Origin of the sequence: Micromonospora chokoriensis, from assembly GCF_000718555.1 — a bacterium.
GTDB lineage: Bacteria > Actinomycetota > Actinomycetes > Mycobacteriales > Micromonosporaceae > Micromonospora > Micromonospora chokoriensis_B.
In genome coordinates, this window is sequence record NZ_JOAN01000004.1 from 89,933 (window position 1) to 109,512 (window position 19,580).

Annotated in this window: 17 protein-coding genes; 5 read left to right on the forward strand and 12 right to left on the reverse strand. The window is 71.8% G+C overall.

Features of this window, described 5'->3' with window-relative positions; all coding sequences use genetic code 11:
• Positions 1 to 76: 76 nt before the first annotated feature.
• Complete coding sequence (locus IF46_RS0107860) at positions 77 to 637, forward strand: snapalysin family zinc-dependent metalloprotease (protein ID WP_030487618.1); 561 nt, start codon at positions 77 to 79, stop codon at positions 635 to 637.
• A gap of 60 nt (positions 638 to 697) precedes the next feature.
• On the opposite strand, the gene IF46_RS0107865 is transcribed toward IF46_RS0107860, so the two are convergent.
• The 5 genes from IF46_RS0107865 to IF46_RS0107885 all read right to left on the reverse strand — a co-directional run bounded on the left by IF46_RS0107865 (position 698) and on the right by IF46_RS0107885 (position 8,502).
• Positions 698 to 1,618, reverse strand: coding sequence for a hydroxymethylglutaryl-CoA lyase (locus IF46_RS0107865; RefSeq protein ID WP_030487619.1), 921 nt, complete (start codon positions 1,616 to 1,618; stop codon positions 698 to 700).
• 90 nt (positions 1,619 to 1,708) lie between these two features.
• On the reverse strand, positions 1,709 to 3,046 hold the full coding sequence (locus IF46_RS0107870) for an acetyl-CoA carboxylase biotin carboxylase subunit (RefSeq protein WP_030487620.1): 1,338 nt from the start codon (positions 3,044 to 3,046) through the stop codon (positions 1,709 to 1,711).
• An 84-nt stretch (positions 3,047 to 3,130) separates the two neighbouring features.
• Positions 3,131 to 3,730 carry a TetR/AcrR family transcriptional regulator gene (locus tag IF46_RS0107875; RefSeq protein WP_030487621.1) on the reverse strand — a complete coding sequence of 200 codons (600 nt, stop codon included), beginning with the start codon at positions 3,728 to 3,730 and terminating at the stop codon, positions 3,131 to 3,133.
• A gap of 105 nt (positions 3,731 to 3,835) precedes the next feature.
• On the reverse strand, positions 3,836 to 6,712 hold the full coding sequence (locus IF46_RS0107880; RefSeq protein WP_030487622.1) for a hypothetical protein: 2,877 nt from the start codon (positions 6,710 to 6,712) through the stop codon (positions 3,836 to 3,838).
• A gap of 2 nt (positions 6,713 to 6,714) precedes the next feature.
• Positions 6,715 to 8,502, reverse strand: coding sequence for an HSP90 family protein (locus IF46_RS0107885; RefSeq protein ID WP_030487623.1), 1,788 nt, complete (start codon positions 8,500 to 8,502; stop codon positions 6,715 to 6,717).
• A 120-nt stretch (positions 8,503 to 8,622) separates the two neighbouring features.
• Here IF46_RS0107885 and IF46_RS0107890 point away from each other — a divergent pair, with 120 nt between their 5' ends.
• The gene (locus IF46_RS0107890) at positions 8,623 to 9,840 is read left to right on the forward strand and encodes an MFS transporter (protein ID WP_051723753.1); all 1,218 of its coding nucleotides are present in this window, start codon (positions 8,623 to 8,625) and stop codon (positions 9,838 to 9,840) included.
• Here the strand turns inward: IF46_RS0107890 and IF46_RS0107895 are convergent.
• On the reverse strand, positions 9,837 to 10,994 hold the full coding sequence (locus IF46_RS0107895; RefSeq protein ID WP_030487625.1) for an FAD-dependent oxidoreductase: 1,158 nt from the start codon (positions 10,992 to 10,994) through the stop codon (positions 9,837 to 9,839). The genes IF46_RS0107890 and IF46_RS0107895 overlap by 4 nt on opposite strands.
• Before the next feature lie 106 nt (positions 10,995 to 11,100).
• Here IF46_RS0107895 and IF46_RS0107900 point away from each other — a divergent pair, with 106 nt between their 5' ends.
• The 3 genes from IF46_RS0107900 to IF46_RS0107910 all read left to right on the forward strand — a co-directional run bounded on the left by IF46_RS0107900 (position 11,101) and on the right by IF46_RS0107910 (position 13,484).
• Entirely contained in the window at positions 11,101 to 11,673 is a 573-nt protein-coding gene (locus IF46_RS0107900; protein WP_030487626.1) for a TetR family transcriptional regulator, read from the forward strand.
• A gap of 72 nt (positions 11,674 to 11,745) precedes the next feature.
• Positions 11,746 to 12,294, forward strand: coding sequence for a SigE family RNA polymerase sigma factor (locus IF46_RS0107905; RefSeq protein WP_030487627.1), 549 nt, complete (start codon positions 11,746 to 11,748; stop codon positions 12,292 to 12,294).
• Entirely contained in the window at positions 12,291 to 13,484 is a 1,194-nt protein-coding gene (locus IF46_RS0107910) for a hypothetical protein (protein WP_030487628.1), read from the forward strand. The genes IF46_RS0107905 and IF46_RS0107910 overlap by 4 nt, the downstream gene beginning before the upstream one ends.
• 60 nt (positions 13,485 to 13,544) lie before the next feature.
• Here IF46_RS0107910 and IF46_RS0107915 read toward each other — a convergent pair whose 3' ends face one another.
• The 6 genes from IF46_RS0107915 to IF46_RS0107940 form a co-directional block, all read right to left on the reverse strand.
• Positions 13,545 to 14,447: a sulfurtransferase gene (locus IF46_RS0107915; RefSeq protein ID WP_030487629.1), complete on the reverse strand. Its 903-nt coding sequence runs from the start codon at positions 14,445 to 14,447 to the stop codon at positions 13,545 to 13,547.
• 157 nt (positions 14,448 to 14,604) lie between these two features.
• Positions 14,605 to 15,939, reverse strand: a complete 1,335-nt coding sequence (locus IF46_RS33160; RefSeq protein ID WP_157562729.1) for a hypothetical protein — start codon at positions 15,937 to 15,939, stop codon at positions 14,605 to 14,607.
• A gap of 127 nt (positions 15,940 to 16,066) precedes the next feature.
• Positions 16,067 to 16,510: a hypothetical protein gene (locus IF46_RS0107925; RefSeq protein ID WP_030487631.1), complete on the reverse strand. Its 444-nt coding sequence runs from the start codon at positions 16,508 to 16,510 to the stop codon at positions 16,067 to 16,069.
• A 2-nt stretch (positions 16,511 to 16,512) separates the two neighbouring features.
• Positions 16,513 to 17,280: an SGNH/GDSL hydrolase family protein gene (locus tag IF46_RS0107930; protein WP_030487632.1), complete on the reverse strand. Its 768-nt coding sequence runs from the start codon at positions 17,278 to 17,280 to the stop codon at positions 16,513 to 16,515.
• 351 nt (positions 17,281 to 17,631) lie between these two features.
• Entirely contained in the window at positions 17,632 to 18,798 is a 1,167-nt protein-coding gene (locus IF46_RS0107935) for a PD40 domain-containing protein (protein WP_030487633.1), read from the reverse strand.
• A complete protein-coding gene (locus IF46_RS0107940) occupies positions 18,795 to 19,325 on the reverse strand; it encodes a SigE family RNA polymerase sigma factor (RefSeq protein ID WP_030487634.1) in 531 nt (176 codons plus the stop codon). Before IF46_RS0107940 ends, IF46_RS0107935 begins: the two co-directional genes overlap by 4 nt.
• Positions 19,326 to 19,580 lie beyond the last annotated feature (255 nt).

The window sequence follows — 19,580 nt, forward strand, 5'->3', positions numbered from 1 at the left end:
CGAGGGCAAGACATTGAAAACAATGAATGAGTGTCGCTAGGCTCCTGGCACCCCTCCTCCCGGATTGGAGTCAGCGATGACCTCACGACTCAATCGGCTCGCGGTCGCGTTGCTCGCGACGGCACTCGCCACCCTCGGCGTCACGGTCGCCAACCCGTCGCCCGCGTCCGCCGCCATGACCATCTGCTACAACACCAGCCAGGCAGGCAGTTACGCCGGCACCGCCAACCAGGCCGCCTCGATCTGGAACAACGCCACCGTCAACCTGACGCTCTCCGCCAACTGCGGCTCCAACCTGCGCATCTACCAGATCACCGGCGGTGGCTCGTACGCCGTGCGGACCAGCCTCGGCAACGGCCGGGTCTACATCGACACCCAGCAGGCCGCGCAGTACAGCCCCCTGCGGATCATGACGCACGAGATCGGGCACATCCTCGGCCTGCCGGACAACTACAACGGGAACTGCTCGCTGCTGATGTCCGGCGGCAGCGCCGGCACCAGCTGCACCAACCCGTACCCGAGCACCGCCGAGGCGAACCGGGTCAGCAACCTCTTCGCCGGCACGTTCAGCGCCACCGACCGCAGCGCGGACATCTTCCGCGACAGCTGGCCGAGCGCGCTCACCTCGGTTAGCTGATCCACCTGGCACCACGGAGGGGTCGGCACCTTCGCCGGCCCCTCCGTCGCGTCCGGACGGTCAGCTCGGCAGCGGCGTCAGCCGGGTACGCGGACCCGCCCGCAGCACACCGGACGGCAGCTTCTTGCCGAGCAACTCCTCGGCCAACTCGGCCGCCTCGATCAGGGCCGCCAGGTCGATGCCGGTGTCGATACCCATGTCGTGCAGCATGTGCACGGCCTCCTCGGTGGCCAGGTTGCCGCTCGCCCCCGGCGCGTACGGGCAGCCACCCAGCCCACCGACGCTGGCGTCGAACTCGGTCACCCCCAGCTCCAGCGCGGTCAGCAGGTTGGCCAACGCCGTACCCCGGGTGTTGTGGAAGTGCAGCAGCACCGGCACGTGCGCGTTGCGGTCGCGTACCGCGGTCAGCAGCTCGCGGACCCGACGCGGCGTGCCCATGCCGGTGGTGTCACCGAACGCGACCCGGTCCGCGCCGTCGCGGACGACCCGGTCCACGATCCCGGCCACCCGTTGCGGGTCGATGTCCCCCTCGTACGGGCAGCCGAAGCTGGTCGCCACGATCACCTCGACCCGCGCCGAAGCGCCGTGCAGCAGGTCGATCAGCTCGGCGATGTCGTCAAGCGACTCGGCGGTGGACCGGTTGACGTTGCGCCGGTTGTGCGTGTCGCTGGCCGAGACCACCACCTCGATCTCGGTGAACCCGGCGGCGAGCGCCCGTCGGGCACCCCGGGTGTTCGGCACCAGCGCCGAGTAACGCACCCCGTCGGCCTTCGCCGCCCGCTGCCACACCTCGTCGGCGTCGGCCATCTGCGGGATCGCCAACGGGTGCACGAACGACACCGCCTCGATCCGGCGCACGCCGGTGCCGGAGAGCGCGTCGAGCAGCCGCACCTTGGCGTCGGTCGGGATCGGGTCCTCGTTCTGCAACCCGTCCCGCGGCCCAACCTCGCGGATGGAGACGGAATCTGGCAATTGGCTCATCGGTCACCTCGCTGTGACGTCGGATCGGGACAGTGTGTCGGGCGAACCAGTCTTGCCTCGCCGCCGAACGACTGTCGACGGCCTGGGCGGTCAGCGCATGCGGGACACGATTCCCGTGTCGTAGGCGCCGGAGAGGAACTCCGCGTTGGTCAGCAGCTCGGCGAAGAAGGGGACGTTGTTCTTCGGGCCTTCGATCTGGAACGCCGCTACCGCCGTGCGGGCCCGCTCGATCACCTGCTCCCGGGTCGCACCGGTGACGATCAGCTTGGCGAGCAGGCTGTCGTAGAACGGGGTGACCGTGTTGCCCTCGGTGTAGCCGGAATCCACCCGGACACCCTCGCCCGTCGGCTCCACCCAGGTCCGGATCACACCGGGGCCGGGCAGGAAGCGCTTCGGGTCCTCCGCGTTGATCCGCATCTCGATGGCGTGGCCGCGCGGGGTCAACGCGTCCGGGTCGAACGTCGGCGTCAGCCCGGAGGCCACCCGCAACTGCTCCTCGACCAGGTCGACGCCGTAGACGTACTCGGTCACCGGGTGCTCCACCTGCAACCGCGTGTTCATCTCCAAAAAGAAGAACTCGTTCGTCTCAGGGTCGAGCAAGCACTCCACCGTGCCCGCGTTGCGGTAGCCGACCGCCTCGCCGGCCCGCACCGCCGCCGCCAGGAGACGAGATCGCAGCTCCGGCGAGACCGCCGGCGACGGGGACTCCTCGACCAGCTTCTGGTTGCGCCGCTGCACCGAGCACTCCCGCTCGCCGAGCGCCACCACCCGGCCGTCGGCCAGGCCGAGGATCTGCACCTCGACGTGTCGTACCCGGGGAAAGTACCGCTCGATCAACACCGAACCGTCGCCGAACATCCGCTCAGCGAACGCGCGCACCTTGTCGTACTCGGTGCGCAGCGCGGTCTCGTCGATGGCCACGCCCATGCCCATGCCGCCACCGCCGGCGGCGGCCTTGACCATCACGGGGTAGCCGATCTCGGCGGCGGCCGTCACCGCCGCGTCCAGGTCGGCGGCCGGGTCGGTGGTGCCAGGCGCGACCGGAACGCCGGCCGCAGCCATCAGGTTCCGGGCGTTGATCTTGTCGCCCATCGCGGTGATCGCGTCCGCGTCGGGCCCGACCCAGATCAGGCCACTGGCCTCGACGGTACGGGCGAAGTCGGCGTTCTCCGACAGGAAGCCGTACCCGGGGTGGATGGCCTGCGCGCCTGTCGACTTCGCGGCGGCGAGGATCGCCTCGGTGTTGCGGTAGCTCAGCGCCGGATTCGGTGGGCCGATGAGGACCGCCTCGTCGGCCTCCGCAACGAACGGCAGGTCGGCGTCGGCCTCCGAGTGCACCGCGATCGCGCGGATGCCGAGCCGCTTGGCGGTGCGGATGATCCGGCGGGCGATCTCGCCCCGATTGGCGACCAGCAGTGACTCGATCATGTTTCCTCCCGGCGTCCGGATGGTGGGACGGTTCAGGGAATCATGACCGGCACGCATCTGACGAGTCCGAGCAGGCGAGTCGGCTCAGGCGAGCAGCGCGGCCAGGGTCGCGCCGCGCAGCAGCTCGGCGCGGCGTCGCCGGTCCACCTCACCACCGAGGAACGGGGTCGAGTTCATCAGGCCGAACGCGGCGTGTGCGAGCACCCGCGCCTCACCGTCGGGCATGCCCGGGTGCAGCGCGGTCAACACCGTCACCCATTCCTCGACGTAGAGGCGTTGTAGGCGACGAATCCGCCGCCGCGGCTCCTCGGGCAGGCGGTCCAGCTCGTGCAGGTGCAGCGCGATCACCGCCGGGTTGGCCAGCGCGAACTCGACGTGGTAGTCGATCAACGACTCCAGTACGGCGCGCGGGTCGTCCGAGCGCCCGACGGCGCGTTCCCGCCCGCCGGCCAGCAACCCCTCACTCACCGGGATCAGCGCGGCGGCCAGCATGGCCTCCTTGCCGGCGAAGTGGTGGTAGAGCGCCGGACCCGTGACCCCGGCGGCCGCGCCGATGTCGTCCATCGACACACCGTGGTAGCCGCGCGCCGCGAACAGACCTACCGCGATCTCCAAGATCTCGTCCTTGCGGGACCTGCGCCGGCCCGCACCCGCCGCACCCCGTGCCTGCTGCTCCACCGTCACCAGGCAAGCGTAGACCGCGATGAGCCCGCGATGGATACCGGTCAACTCCACCCGTTCCCTCGTTGGGCCCGCCCCTGACCTGGCCAGGGGCGGGCCCAACGAGGGTCAGTCGTCCTCGTCCAGCTCGTGCTCCACGCGCAGCGCGGCGGCCTCTGCGGGTCGATCGAGCTGATCCAGCGCCCGAGCCAGCAGCCAGGCCGTCTGACGGACCGGCCGCGAGGCGGCCGGCAGCCCACCGAGCACCCGGCGCAGGAGCGGCTCCGCCTCGGCCGACCGGTCCAGGCGCAGCAGCAGCTCACCGATGAGGATCTCCACCTGGGCGGCCTCACCGAACGCCTCGATCGACCGCAACCGGTCCGGCACCCCGGTGAGCCGGCCCAGCGCCTCGTCCAGGCGGTCCTCCCCGGTGAGCACCCGCGCGCCGGCCTCGGCCGCCATCGCCAGCTCGTACATCACCGACGGCTCGGTCTGCCCGGCCAGCTTCGCCGCCAACCCGTCCACCACCTCGACGGCGCGCAACGCCGCGTCCCGATCGTTGGCCCAGAACCAGGCGTACGCCTCCCGTCGGCGGGCGCGCAGCTCGTCCAGCGGCAGGTCACCGAGCCGGTACGCCTCAGCCGCAGCGGCGAACCGCTCGCCCGCTATCGCGTCCCGGTCGGCGTCGTAGAGGATCCCGCCGGCCTCCTCCAGCACCTGTGCCCGGTGCGGAAGATTGTCCGGGCCGTCCAGATTGCCGGCCAACTGCTCCAGCAGGGCCAACGCCGGGTCGATCTCGCCAAGCCCGGCGTAGACGTCGGCCAGCAGGTGCCGGCAACGGTCGGCCTCCGCCTGGGCGCCCAGCCGGTCCAGACCGAGCACGGCCTCCTCGGCGACCTCGGCGGCCTCGGCGAGCCGCCCCACCACCCGGTACGCGTTCGCCAACTCCCACCGAAGGAACGCGTCCCCCTCGGCGCCCCGCTCCACGCACAGCGTCACCGCCTCGACGAAGTCGTCCACCGCATCGACGGCCTGGCCGGCCGACAGCGACGCCCGCGCGCGGGCGACCCGGATCGGCAGCTCCATGTCCGCCTGTCCCGCCTCCAACGCCTCGTCGCAGGCGGCCACGGCGTCCGCCGGATCGTCGACCAGCCGCGCGTACGTCAGGCAGGCGCCCGTGACCAGCTCGCCGACGCCCAGCTCCCGGCCGATCCGGCGCGCCTCGTCGACGGCGGCGAGGGCCTCGTCGGCGCGGTCCAACTGCTCCAGCAGGTGCGCCCGGTGCAGCGCGATCCGGGCCGCCAGGTGCTGATCGCCGCCCGCGTCGGCCGGCACCCGGTCGAGTGCGGCGAGCGCGTCTGCCCAACGTTCGCGGTACAGCAGCGCCAACGCCGTCCGGTCGTGTCCGGCTGCCCGCTGCCGGGCGTCGCCGAGCCGGTCCAGGGCCTCGGCCGCCTCGCGTACCAGCGACAGCCCCTCCTCGGCGTCCTCGTCGGACTGGGCCAACAGCACGCCGAGCCGCCCGGCGACCGTCTGAGCGGGCACCTCCTCGCCCACCTCCCGGTACAGCTCCAGCGCCGCCCGGTTCAGCTTGACCGCACCCTCGATGTCGTCCTGTTCGCCGCGCTCGGACGCCCGCAGCGCCAGTCGGTGCGCGGACGTGCGTACGGGCAGCTCGGCGGAGCCGAACCGGTCGTCGAAGGCGACCAGCGCCGCCCGAAAGGTGGCCCGGTCGTGTCGGCCCCAGCTCTGCTCCGCGAGGTCCAGCAGCTCGTCCGGGCCGGCATCGGTGGGCACGGTCACGGTGGGTCGTTCACCCTTGCCGGCTCGCACTCGCTCGGCGGGCGACGCTGGCGTGCCCGGCCTGCCGCTCGGCTCGTCCCCGACCGGACGGGTCGAACGGCGACGGACGCTCGCCGACAGCGGCACATGCTCCCCGCTCGCCCGCACGACCAGCCGGCGGGCGATCCACTCCGACTGGTGGGTGGTGCCGTTACGGGCGTCGAAGCGGGCGGCCAGACCGGTCGCGGTCTCGGCCAGCTCGTCCGCCAGCGCGGCCGCCGCCACCTCGGCGGCCGGCCGACCCTCGGCGGCCCGGCGGTACACGGTCGACGCGCCGGCCTGACGCAGCGCTGCGGCGGAGGTCGCCGCGAAATGCATGGCGGCGGCCGGCGACGGCGCCCGATCCAGCCAGTCCAGGTGCCGCTCGACCAGCTCAACAGCTCGGGCCTCGTTGCCGGTCAGCGTGCAGAACTCGATGTGGTCACCGATGTCCCACAAGTCGGCGAGGTTGCCGCGCAGCCGGCGGTACGCCTCCCGGTGCGCCTCCCGCGCCTGGTCACCCCGCCCGCTACGCAGATACGGCAGGAGCAGCGCGGTGAGGATCGCCTGCGGCTGCTCGGTGCAGGTGAGCCGACCGGCGAGCACCGGCTCGGCCAGCGCCACCGCCTCGGCGTCCCGCCCGGCGTCGGCGAGGTAGCCCACCTGGCTCGTCGGATCACAGCCGGCGCAGTCGGAGAGTTCGTCGCGCGGGGTGGTCTGCCAGAGCCGGTACCAGTGCGCGGCAGCCTCGACGTCGCCCACGTGGTCAGCTACCCGGAACCGGTGCTTGTGCACGGCCTGCAGGCTGTGCCCGCCGGCCCGGTAGCGCCGCTCCATGTCGTCCAACACCGCGTATGTGCGGTCCAGTGGCACCTCGGGGAACCTCAGCAGGCCGTTCACCATGGACTTGAAGTGCCACAGCAACTGGTGCAGGTGGCGCTGGTGGTAGGGCTGCGGGTCCCGGTCGAACTCGGACAGGCACCAGGAGAAGGTCACGAAGGACTTCGCCGGCTCGCCGCCGTAGATGTAGCCGGTGGTGGCCTGCAGCCGAGTGACAAACGCGAGGTGCCGGTCGTTGGCGGCGTCCACCCGGCGCAGCAACTGTTCCAGCGCGGCGATCTGCCCCGCCCCGTACGGCATGTCGGTGATGCCGCGCAGCATCCGCCACAGATCCTCGTCGCTCATGATCACTCCCGTCCCGGAACAGCCCGGCCGAGCAGGCCGAGGAAGGAATCGTTCAGCAGCGCGGCATCGGCCGCGCGGATCGGATGGTGGCCAAGAAGCAGTGCCTGCCCGTACAGCGCCTCGACGGCGAGGCCGACCAGCTCCGGGTCGCTCAGCATGGACACCCGTCGTACCAGCGGGTTGCGGTGGTTGAGCACCAACTGCGGGCGGTCCGGTGGGGCGGTGGCGGCGAGCGCGTCGAGCACGCCGCCCCACAGCTCGTCGGCCCGGTCCCGGCTCGCCGCGAGCTGGTCGTTGAACGCGGCCGACCGGCTGACCAGGTAGAGGGCGGGCAGCGAGACCGGATCGTACGCCCGGATGACCACCTCGCAGCCGGAACGCTCGACGGCCCGCTGCGCCGCCGTGAGGAACGGTCGCAGCGCCAACTCCACCTGCGGGTCGAGCGCCTCGAAGCGGGTCGTGAGGTCGCTCGGCTCCAGCCGTTCGATCAGCACCGAGCGGTCCACCACCGGCAGCCGCTCGATCAGCTCGGTGTCGTACGTGTAGCCGGCGTTGACCACCGCCAGGTCCTGCGCTGCGGCCACCGCGGCGAGCTGACGGAACTCGTCGAGGCTCGCCGCGTAGCGGACCACGCCGTAGCGCTCGCGGAACTCGGCGAGGGTGAGCGTGCCGACGTTGGTGTCCATCGGCCACCACCTGTCGACCAGCCGGAGCATCTCGTCGTCGTGCAAGGCCAGGGCCTTCACGCCGAGGTGGTGCACCTGGAGGAACTCGGCCAGCCGGTGCGGGTCGTGCCGCGCCAGCCGGACCAGCCAGCCGCGCACCTGGTCGCCGAGCGCCTCCCGGGTCGCCGTCAGCAGCGTGTCCTCGTAGAGGGCCTCTCGGCTGGCGGTCGGGCGCAGCTCGGTCGCGTCCACCACGCAGTGCGCGAAGAACGCCCACTCCGGCAGCAGCCCGTCGGCGTTCTCGGTGAGCAGCATCCGCTTGAGGTAGACGCGATGCCCGGCCCGGGCAGCCGGGTTCACCGGGGTCGGCAGGATGACGGCGACGCCGGTCAGCCCGGCCTCCGGCACGGACAGCGGCAGGACGTCGAACGGGTCCACGCCGAGCGTCTCCCGGGCGTACCGGATCAGTGCCGCGCGGTCCAGCGGCGCACCCGGCGTGGTCGGCCACGGCGGTTCCCCGGTGGTGGTGACGACGTCGCCGACGCGGACGGTGACCGGCAGCAGCGCGCCGAAGAGCCGGGCCAGGTCGGTGACGGTCGGGGTGGTGAACCACTGGTCCGCGTCGCGGCGGGGCACCAGCGTGACAGTGGTGCCCGGCTCGGCGCGGGCGGCCTCCGGCGGGGCCACCGTCACCGCGTAGCGGCCGTCGGCGTACCCGGTCCAGCGCACCGTGGGGTTGTCCCCGTGCCGGGTGAGCACCTGGATCTCGTCGGCCACCAGGAAGCAGGAGAGCAGACCGATGCCGAACTGGCCGAGGAACTCGTGCCGGGAGAAGCCCAGCTCGTCGCGCTTCGAACTGCGGCCGATGGTGGCCAACAGCTCGTGCACCTGCGCCTCGGTCAGACCGATGCCGGTGTCGTGCACCCGCAGCGTGCCGTCGCCGGTGCTGTCCGGGGGTTCGATGCGGACCAGCGCCGGCGCGTCCGGCTCGGCCCGACGCCGTGCGGTGATCGCGTCCACCGCGTTCTGGAGCAGCTCGCGGACGTAGACCCGCGGACTGCCATAGAGGTGATGACTGAGCAGGTCGACCACGCCACGTAGGTCGACCTGGAAAGTGTGGTCCACGCCTGGTTTCTCCCCGGTCCGGATGCCGGCGCCCACCGTACCGATGATCACCGACAGACGCGGTCCCCTTTTGCCCGGCGGCTTGACCCTCGACCCGGTCGAACCGGCACGGTCGCCGGCATGACTTCCTCTGCTCTGGGGCGGGACTTCCGACTCCTGTGGTCCGCCGCTGTCTCGTCCCGGTTCGGGGACGCGCTGCGTACCCCGGCTCTGGCCCTGCTGGCCGCGACGTTGACGCGCGACCCCCGGGTCATCGCGGCGGTCACCGTGGCCGGGCAGTTGCCGCCGCTACTGTTCGGCCTGATCGGCGGCGTGTACGCAGACCGCTGGGACCGGCGACGGACGATGGCCCTGGTCGACGGGGTGCGCGCCGGGGTGGTTGCGGCGTTGGCGGTGGCGGTCGCCCTCGACCACGCCCGGATCGCGGCGCTTCTGGTTGCGGCGTTTCTCCTCGCCGCGTTGGGCACCCTCTTCGACTCGGCCTCGTTCGCGCTGCTGCCCACTGTGGTGCCGCCGGACGCGCTGCCCCGGGCGAACGGCCGGCTACAGGCGGGGTCGGCGGTGGCCGGCGGCTTCCTCGGGGCACCCGCCGCCGGTGTCCTGTTCGCCGTCGCCCCGGCCCTCCCGTTCGCCCTCGACGCCGTCACCTTCGCGGTGGCCGCCCTGCTCGTGCTGGCCGTCGCCCCGGCCCCCGAAGCGAGCGTGAAGGCGCGACGCGGCTCGGTGTGGGGCGAGATCGGCGAGGGGGTGCGGTGGCTGCGGGCCCACCGGACACTGTGGCGGGTCACCCTGCTCGCCGCCGCGAGCAACCTGGCGATCAGCGGGATCATCGCGGTGCTGGTGCTCTACGCCCTGGACGTGTTGCGGGTGCCGCCGGCCGGGTACGGGCTGTTCGCGGCGAGCGCCATCCTCGGCGGCCTGGCAGGGGCGCTCGGGGCGGGCCGGCTCGCCGCCCGGCTCGGCACGGTGCCGGCACTGCGCGCGGTGCTGGCCGCGCAGACCGTGGCGCTGACTGGGTTCGCGCTGGCCCGGCACCCGGTGCCGGGCGGGATCGCGTTGGCCGTCTTCGCCGCCGGCACTGTGGTGTGGAACAGCCTGTGGGCGTCGTACGGCCAGCAGCACGTGCCGAGCGGGCTGCTCGGTCGGGTCGGTGCGGCTCAGCGGATGGTCGGTCTGCTCACCGCCCCGCTCGGGGCGGCGCTCGCCGGGATTGCCGCCGCGGCGTACGGCACAGTGCCGGTGGCGGGTGCGGCGGCGGCGACGTTCGCGCTGGTCACCTCGGCCGCATGGCGGATCCTGCGGCCGGCCGCTTTGCTGAGCCGCGGCGGCGTTGCCTAACCCGGCGTTCGTTCGCGGTGGGACAACCCGGACAGGCGCAGCGCGATCCGGCGGCGGGCCGGCGGCACGGCACCGAGCAGGCGGAGCAGCACGTCCCGAGCGGGCCGACCGGCCGGGGATACGGCGGCCAACCTGGTCAGCCCAGCGGCGAAGCTCAGCACGTCCTCGGCCATCGGCCGCTGCCGTGCGGTGTAGTCGTCGAGCAGCGTCTCCGGGCCGCCGTCGAGCACGTCCGCCACGGCGGTGCCGAGCGCAACGGCGTCGCAGATGCCGAGGTTCATGCCCTGCCCACCGGCCGGGCTGTGCACGTGCCCGGCATCGCCGGCCAGCAGCACCGACCCGGCCCGGAAGGTGTCGGCGATCCGGTGGTGCACCCGGAACCGGGAGCCCCAGAGCACCTCGGTCACCTGGTCGGGCCGTCGCGCCGGGCCGCGCTCGTCGAGCAGCGCCTGGAGGTAGGCCGCGTCCGGTTCCGCCGGGGCGGTCTGCACGGCGGCGACCAACCGGACCACCCCGCCGGGGAGCGGCGCCCAGACCAGCGGCCCGGAGCGGGCGAGGAAGAGCGCCGCCTCGTCGCGGGGCAGCTCGCTGCGTACCCGCACGTCGGCGAGCACGAAGGACTCCTCGTCGCTGCCGCCGGTGAAGCCGATGCCGGCCAACTGCCGGACCGTGCTGTGCAGGCCGTCCGCGCCGACCACGAACCGAGCGCGCACCGCCTCCCCGTCGACCTGCGCGAGCATGCCGTCACCGGCAGGACTCAGCCCGGTGAGCCGGCACGGCCGCCGCACCTCTACCCCGAGTTCTTCCAGCTTCTCGGCGAGCACGGCCTCGGTGACCGCCTGGGAGACCAGCAGCGCGTAGGGGAACCGGGACGGCAGCTCGTGGAACGGCACCGACAGCAGCACCCGGTCCCGGTCGCGCACGGTGAAGCGCGGCGTCCGCACCGCCTGGGCGATCAGCGGCGCCGCGGCGCCGATCCGGTCCAGCACCTCCAGGGTGTACGCGTGCACGACGGCGGCGCGGGAGGTTGTCGGCGGCGCGGCCAACCGGTCCAGCACTGTCACCTCGACCCCGCGTCGGGCCAGCGTCAACGCGGTGGCGAGACCGGTGGGGCCGGCGCCCACCACCAGGACATCGGTCTTCGTGGGCAGCATGGCCACCTCCAACAGACTGTTGCCAACACCTGTTGGCAAACACTTGTTGGCAACGCTAGAGCCACTCCGATTGCGTGTCAACAGTTGTTGGCATACGGTCGTTGGCATGACCACTCCGACGCATTCCCGCCGCTCCGACGCCACCCGGGCGTCGATCCTGCGAGCGGCCCGGGAACGGTTCGCGGCGGATGGCTACGAACGCGCCACGATCAGGGCCATCGCCGCCGACGCCCAGATCGACCCGTCGATGGTCATGCGCTACTACGGCAGCAAGGAGGGGCTCTTCGCGGCAGCGGCCGAGTTCGACCTACGCCTGCCCGACCTGACCTCGGTGCCGCCCGCCCGTCTCGGTGAGGTGCTGGTCCGGCACTTCCTCTCCCGTTGGGAGGGCGACGAGACCCTGGTGGCGCTGCTGCGGGCCGCCAGCACCAACCCCGGCGCGGCCGAACGCATGCGCGGCATCTTCGCCGACCAGCTCACCGCCGCCGTGGCCACGTTCGGCACCGACCCGGCGCTGACCGCCCGACGAGCTGGCCTGGTGGCCAGTCAGGTCCTCGGCCTCGCCTTCACCCGATACATCGTCCGCCTGCCGCCGATGGCGGACACCACGCCGGAGGAGCTGGTCGCCTGGATCGCACCGACCCTCCAGCGCTACCTGACCGGAACGCCATCGAGCTGACCCAACCTTTTCCCACCTCCCGTGCGTCTGCCAGATGACGCGCACGCATCGCGACGGCCGGGAGGGGGGCGGATGGCACCGACGAGGGACGACGGGCGCGACGGCTACCTCGCCTTCGTGGAGAACCACCAACACCGGCTGCTCCGCGCGGCCTACCTGATCTGCGGCAACCAGCACCAGGCCGAAGACCTTCTCCAGGACGCGCTGCTGAAGCTGGCGCTGCGCTGGGGATCGGTCCGCAACGGCGACCCCTCCGCGTACGTGCGGGCCATCCTCTACCGCGACTCGGTGTCGTGGTGGCGTCGCCGACGGCGGGAATGGCTCAGCGCCGCGCCGCCGGACCAGGTGGCCCACGACCGCGACGGCGCGTTACGACTGACGATGCACAACGCGCTGGGGCTACTGCCACCACGGCAGCGGGCCGTGCTGGTGCTGCGCTACTACGAGGACCTGACCGAGGTCGCCACCGCCGAGGCGCTCGGGGTCACCGTCGGCACCGTGAAGAGCCAGTGTCACGCCGCGCTGCGCCGACTGCGCGAAGTCGCCCCGGACCTCGCCCGCGATGCCCGACCGAGCCAGGGCTCGGCCGATCTGGCCAGCGGTCTGGAGGTGAACCCGTGAACGAGCACGAACTGCGCCGACTGCTGACCGTCAGCGTCGAGGACGTGCTGCCCAGCCAGCCGGCCACCGCCGGATGGGAGCGGGCTCGGCGTACCCGCCGCACCCGGCGGGCTGTCGGGGCGGTCGCCCTGGCCGTGGCACTTGTCGGTGGTGGGACGGTGGCGGCTCTTCGAGCGCCCACCGATCCGTCGCCGGTCCCTCCGGTGGGCCCGACGGTGATCCCGACCACCGACCCCACCCCCGCCGGTACGGTGCAGCGACCGCCCGCCGAGCTGACCTACCCGCCCGATCCGTTGGCCCGGCTCGGCGACCCGGCGACCGTGCCGCTCTCCGAGAGGCCGGTCCAGCGGGCACTGGCGCTGTTCCAGCCGCTGAACGAGGAGGGTCGCGAGGACGGCCCGGTTCGGGTGCTCGGCAACGACGGCGTGGTGCGCAGCCTCGACGTGGTGACGCTGGCACCCACCCGGGACGCGAGCGGTAACGAAGCGGCTGCCCTGAAGCCGGGAGTGCTGTCGCCGGACGGCCGGTCGGCCGCGTTCGCGCAGACCAAAGAGCTGATCATGATCGACCTCACCACGGCGGCCGTCCGCCGGATACCGCTCGACGGCTACCTGGAGCAGGTGGTGTGGGCGCACGACCGGGTGCTGGTCGGGGGCGACGACCGGACGTACGCGGTGGACCGGATCAGCGGGGCGGCCAGCACGATCGACGTGTCGACCTGGGAGCTGATCGCACCCGACCCGGCCGCCGACCGCGAGGCACCGCTGATCGAGATGTACGGCGAGGGGGCCAGCCTCAAACTACGCAGCAGAACCGCCCAGGAGGGCGAACTCCGCTCCGAACAGCCGGTCACCAGCTCGGCGCTGCCCTCGCCCTACCAGGTAAACGAGTTCTACGGCCGGGGCTGGCTGCACGGCGAGCGCCTGGCCCGGGCAGCCTGGATCACCAGCAGCGAGATGAGCGGTGCCGAGGGGGCGGCCGTGCTGGACGCGCGGACCGGCGGCATGACCCACCTGCTCGACCTGGGCCGGGACCGCAGCAAGGGCTGCTGTCTCGTGCTGGGCTGGGACGACAACGGCGCGGTGCTGCTCCGACTGGAACCGGCCGCCGTGGCGCGTTGGAACCCGCAGACCGGCGAGGTCACCGGTGTCGTCCGCGACCTGCGCGGCACCATCGCGCTAGCTGGCTGAACACCGTCCCCGCGCGACGTTCACTGGCACGCGGGGACGGCAGATGGCGCCGCGTGCCGCTCAGACGGCCAGGCCGCCGGGCTGGTCGCCCTTGACGACGGGTGCCCGGACCAGGTTGCCCCACTCGGTCCACGAGCCGTCGTAGTTGCGCACCTGCGGGTAGCCCAGCAGATGCCGCAGCACGAACCAGGTGTGGCTGGACCGCTCGCCGATCCGGCAGTACGCGATCACATCGTCGTCGGGGCTCAGCCCGAGCTGGTCGGCGTAGATCGCCTTCAGCTCGTCGGCGGACTTGAACGTGCCGTCTTCGTTGGCGGCGGACTTCCACGGCTTGCTGACCGCGCCCGGGATGTGTCCACCGCGCAGCGCACCCTCCTGCGGGTAGTCCGGCATGTGCAGCATCTCGCCGGTGTACTCACCCGGCGACCGAACGTCGACAAGTGGCCGGCCGGAGGCGATGTGCGCCATGACCTGCTCGCGGAAGGCCCGCAGCGGCGCGTCGTCGCGGCTCGGCACCGGATAGTCGGCGCGCGGACGAGCTGGCTTGTCGCGGGTCACCTCGCGTCCCTCGGCGATCCACTTCTGCCGGCCGCCGTCGAGCAGTCGCACGTCGGCGTGGCCGAAGAGCGAGAAGACCCAGAGGGCATACGCGGCCCACCAGTTGAAGTTGTCGCCGTAGAAGACGACCGTGTCGCCCCGGCCGATGCCCTTCGCGGCACACAGCTCGGCGAAGCTCGCGGCGTCCAGGTAGTCCCGGGTCACCTGGTCGTTCAGCTCCAGGTGCCAGTCGACCTTGACGGCACCGGGGATGTGACCGGATTCGTAGAGCAGCACGTCCTCGTCGGACTCGACGACGACGAGGCCCTCGTCGCCCAGATGCTCGGCCAGCCACTCGGTGGTAACCAGCCGCTGCGGGTCCGCGTACGACTGGAGGCGGGGATCGGGATCGCTCGGCACAGACATGATCCCCAAGGTACGCCGGATCACCGCTGGCGACCGCTGTAACACCGACCGGCCCACCACCCGCAGGGGGTGGTGGGCCGGTCGGCCGGGCATTGGGTGTTACCGATCCGGTCTGACCCGGACCGCCCGCCGGCTCGCTCGGGCCGTGGCGCAGCCCCTAACTGCTCGGCGGCGGGTTGCGAACGAAGAAGGTGAAGGACGCCGCGTCCGACTGGTTGCCGTCGCGGTCGACGCTCCGGACGCTGAGCGAGGTCAGGCCCGCCTTCGTCGGCGTCCAGGTCACCGACGCGGTGCCGTCGGCCGCCGCGGCCACGGTGCCGGTCACCGTGTTGAAGCGATAGAGGTAGCTGACCACGTCAGGCTGGCGCGGGGTGAAGGTGAAGACTCCGGGCACGCCCGGCCCCCCACTGGTGCCGCCCTGCTGATAGACCGTCGCGGAGATCTTCGGGGCCGTGGTCAGCACGAAGGTGCTCGTCGTGGTGGCGGTCACGCCGTCTGCGGTGACGCTGGTCACGGAGAGGGTCCGGCTGCCTGCCCGGGTGGCGGTGACGGTCAGCGTGGCGGTGCCGTCGGGCGCCGCCTCGGCCGTCTGCTCCGGGTCACCGTCGAGCTGAAACCGGTAGCGGACCACCCCAGCCATCTGCGGTTGGACGGTGAAGGTGGTCGGCACGCCGACCTCGGTGAGCTTCCCGGTGATGATCGGGGAGACGTCGCTGGCCCGGAACTCGTACTGCGCTTCGGGCGACCTGTTCCCGGCCTCGTCAAGGCTGGACACCACGAGGGTGCGGGGTCCGTCATCCGGGCGGAGCGTGACCGTGGCCGAGCCACCGGGCCGGTCCGCCGGAACCGTCTGGATGCCGCTGACGCCGAGCAGCTCATAGCGGAAGCCGACCGCGTCCGGCGTCGCCGCGGCGTCGAAGGTGAACTGGCCGGGCAGCGCCGGGTGCCAGCCCTCGGTGGGGAAGTCGGTGGAGGTGACGGTCGGCGCGACCGCCGGGCCCTCAAAATCGGTCCGGAAGTAGCAGAGGCCACTCCACTCGCCGGTGGCCTGGTCGTCCGCGGCCCGTACCTGCCAGGCGTACACGCGGTCGTGGGTGAGGGTCTCGCGTTCGAAGAGGCCGCTCTCCCGATCGCCTTCCCGACCGTAGTACCCGAACCGCTCGATCCGGGCCGTCGGCTCGTCAACCGGCCAGAGCGCGAAGGTCGCGGTCAACCGGTCGGTGCTACCGGTCACGTCAACGTCCGGGTCATGCAGGACGGCGGAGAGCACCAGGTCGTTGTTCTGCCACAACTGGTACGGCTCGGCCGCCGTGCACGGCTGGCCGGAGGTCTGCAGCTCGGTCGGCACGCCCGGCGGCTGGTTGTCGTCGTTCGCTGCGGCCGGCGCTGCCGTGAGCGTGAGCGTCCCGGCGGCGACCGCCACGGACAGCGCTGCGGCCAAGAGGGCTCGGACCGGTCTTGCGGATGTCGTCGTGCCAGGCATGAGGGTCATTCCTCATCCACCTTTCCCCGATGTCCCCGCCTTCCGATCAGCGGGGGCAGCGGATGCTATCGAGGAGGGCGGACATCGGGCGACCCCGATTCAATCGAATGACTCCACAGTGGATGAGTCGCCCTGGTCAGGCGCGGCGGTGAGCGATGCGGCCGGCGACCACGGTTACCAGACAGGCGCCGTCGACGTGCACCGCGAGGTCGGCCCGCCCGCCCGGATACAGCGTCGGCGCCACGGCGGTGGGCAGCACAAGCAGGTCGCTCCGCTCGACCGCGGCCCGCAGCGCCGGGTCGGCCAGGTGTTCGGCCAGCACCGCCGTCACCCCGGTACGCAGCAGCGCGTGCACCCGCTCGCGCGGGGTGGGCGCCACCGGCAGCGGACCGTCATGCAGCAGACCGGGCCCCAGCGTGCCGGGCCAGCGGCGAACCCGCACACCCGCGTACGCCGAACTCAACTCGGCCAGCGGGCCGACGGCCTCGATCCGGTCGCCGTTTACCAGCGCGGCGTGCTCCGGCACCGGCTCGCCGTCGCGTTCACGGCGCAGCAGCGGCGCGGTGTGCAGGGTGCGCACGCTCAGTCGACGATCGGCCCGAGCAGCGGACGCTTCGCCGTCACCGTGTCGCCGGACGACCGACCGGTCAACCGCCGCTTCACCCACGGCGCGAGGTGCCGACCAGCCCAGCGCACGTCGGCGGCGCGGGCGGCCAGCCACGGCGACGGTGCCGGGTGCGGCGGGACCATCAGCCACTCCTCGTCGCAGCCAACCCCGAGCGCGTTCAACACCTGCCCGGCGACCCGTCGGTGCCCGGCCGGAGAGAGGTGCAGCCGGTCGGTGCTCCAGAGCATCGGGTTGAGGAACGTGTCGTCGGCGTACAGGTCGACCATGATGGCGCCGTGCCGCTCGGCGGTCTCACCGACCGCCTGGTTGAGCAACTGCACCCGGGGGGCGACGAGGCGTTGACCGGGCAGTCGGGCCATCACGTCCGCGAACCGGAAGAGGAGCACGTCCGCGCCGCCGGAGCGCAGCTGCCGGACCACCTCGTCGAAGCGGGCGACGAGCGTCTCCGGGTCGAAGGTGCGCCGCAGCACGTCGTTGCCACCGGCCGCGAAGCTGATCAGATCCGGCTTCATCGCCACTGCGGAGGGCACCTGCTCGGCGACGACGCTGGGGAAGAGCCGGCCCCGGATGGCCAGGTTCGCGTACCGGAAGTCGGGGCCCACCTCGGCGGCGAGCCGGGTCGCCACCAGGTCCGCCCAGCCCCGGAAGGTGCCGTCCGGGTACGCGTCGTCCATGCCCTCGGTGAAGCTGTCCCCGACCGCGACAAAACTGCCCCAGCGCACCCGTGTTCTCCTTACGCCATTCGTTGCCTGCGGCGACAAGTCTGTCACCGGAGGTACGGCGGGCAGTGCCCCGATCGGGCGACGTGGCGGAGGTCATTGGCCAACTGCCCTCTGCCCGCAGGCCACACAGGTTCCGTACAGCCTGGTGTCGGTGGTCGAGGAGACTGCCCTGAACTGGATGCTGCCCTGGCAGTCGGCGGCCGATCCGGACGTGCGTTGCGAGGGCCGACTGTCCAGCGCGGGGTGAACCGGCGGAGGGACCGGCCACCCCCGTGAGTGGCCGGTCCCTCGTCTTACCCGGTGGCACGGCTCCCGTGGCTCAGCCCAGCCACCCTGTTCCGGTGCTGCTCGTCAGCCCACGACGGCAAGGATCCGAATGTCCTTCAGGCTGGCTGGCTCGGGGGTCTCGGCAATCTTCTTGCCGTCCTCGTCCACCAACAGCACGGCGTACCCACTGCCGGCCTGGACCCGCACGATCATCGAACCGTCAGTCCGGAAGTACACCTGCCGCGACTTTCGGCCCTCCAGAGGCAGCCGGATCTCCTCGCCCGTTCGGGTATCGCGCACCACGCCGACCTTGGGATCGGTCGCGTCCTCGCTGCTGGGGTCGGAGCGGTACAGGGCAATGCGATCGCCATTCGGAGAGAGGCTGACGACGTCCCCATTCCCCCAGGTACCCCTTGTGCCCAGCCCTGGCATGTCACGCTTCCGGTTGCCGCTGCTGTCGAACAGCGTCACACCACCATCGGCGTTGATCATCGCGATGATCTTGCCGTCAGACGACCAACGAGCATTACATCCCGCACGGTCGTTGGCCCACCAGCGCACGGTCTTCTTCGCTGAGTGCGTGTCCAGCACCCCAACTCGGCCAGGCCCAACCGTCGCATCCCACTCGCGGAACAGCAGGTACCGCCCATCCGGCGACCAGACCGGGTAGACGCAGGTTTGCTCGACCTCCTTGCGCACCTGCTGCCTGTCTGAGCCGTCGACGTTGGCCGTGTAGAGATTGCTACCGCCGTCCACGTCGATCTGCACCCAGGCAACCCGGTGCCCGTCCGGCGAGATGCCCGCGCGGATCAATGCCGTGGGTTCGGGCAGAGCCGCCAGTCGCACCACACTGCCCCCAGGGCTCCAGGAGCGTAGATTCGCGTTTTTGGCTTCGACCCCCGAGGCGGGGCCGTAGAAGAGCTTTCCGAAATGTACTGCCGGGGCGTTCGTGCCGGACCCACTACTGGGCGGGGCGTCGGCGCTGGCGGACGGCGTCGGAGAGGGCGACTGCGTCGACGACGCGGTGACCGACGGGGTGTCGGCAGGCAGCGGGGTCGGGGACTGGTTCGGCCGGATGGCGAAGGCGGTGCTGGTTGCCGCCGCGATCAGCACCAGCGCGGCGGCGGAGGTGGCCACCGCCCGCTGGATGCCGAGCCGACGCGACGTGCGGAGCGTACGGTCCCGCAGGTCGACCGAGGTGACCTCGTCGGCCAGGGCGGTCAGGTCGAGCCGGAGGCGCTGGTCGTTCATCGGGTGCTCCCTTCCAGGACATACAGCTCGGCGAGCTCGGGTGCGACGGTGCGCAATCGGGCCAACGACTTGGCTGTCTGGCTCTTCACCGTTCCGACGGTGACGCCCAGCAACTCGGCCGCTTCGAGCTCGGTGCGATCCTCGAAGAACCGCAGGACAAGCACGGCGCGTTGCTTTGGGGAAAGCTTCACCAACGCCGCTCGCAGGGTGAGCCGCAGGCTGGTCTGGTGGGCGTGGTCCGAGGCCGAGCCGCCTCCGCGTGGCTCGGGTAGGTCGCCCGGCATTGACTCGGGTACCCGACGGCGGCGCCACCAGGACACCTGCAGGTGGTACATCGTCTTGCGGGTGTACGCCTCGGCGTTGCCGCTGTGGTGCAGGCGGCTCCACGATCGATGCGTCCGAGCCAGGGCTGACTGGACGAGGTCCTCGGCCAGATGTTGATCTCCGGTCAGCAGGTAGGCCGAGCGCAACAACGCCGGGGTGCGGGTACGGACGAACGAGTCGAACTCACTCAGCAGATTGTCCACACGAGCCGGTCCTTCGCATCAGGGGTGTAAGGCTGAATGCCATCCCAGACGTCAGCATGGGCACCGATGGTTGCCGCGTCCGGGTGCTCAAGATGCACATCACCTGTCCGGCCTGGTGTGGACCTGCGGGAGGGCACCTCAGCCCCGCCGCGGCCAGGTGTTCCACTCGGGTTGCTGAAAATCGGGCACCCCCACCACGCGGATACCGCGACATCATGGGGACCGAGTTGATCAGCGGCAGAGCGGTACCGAATT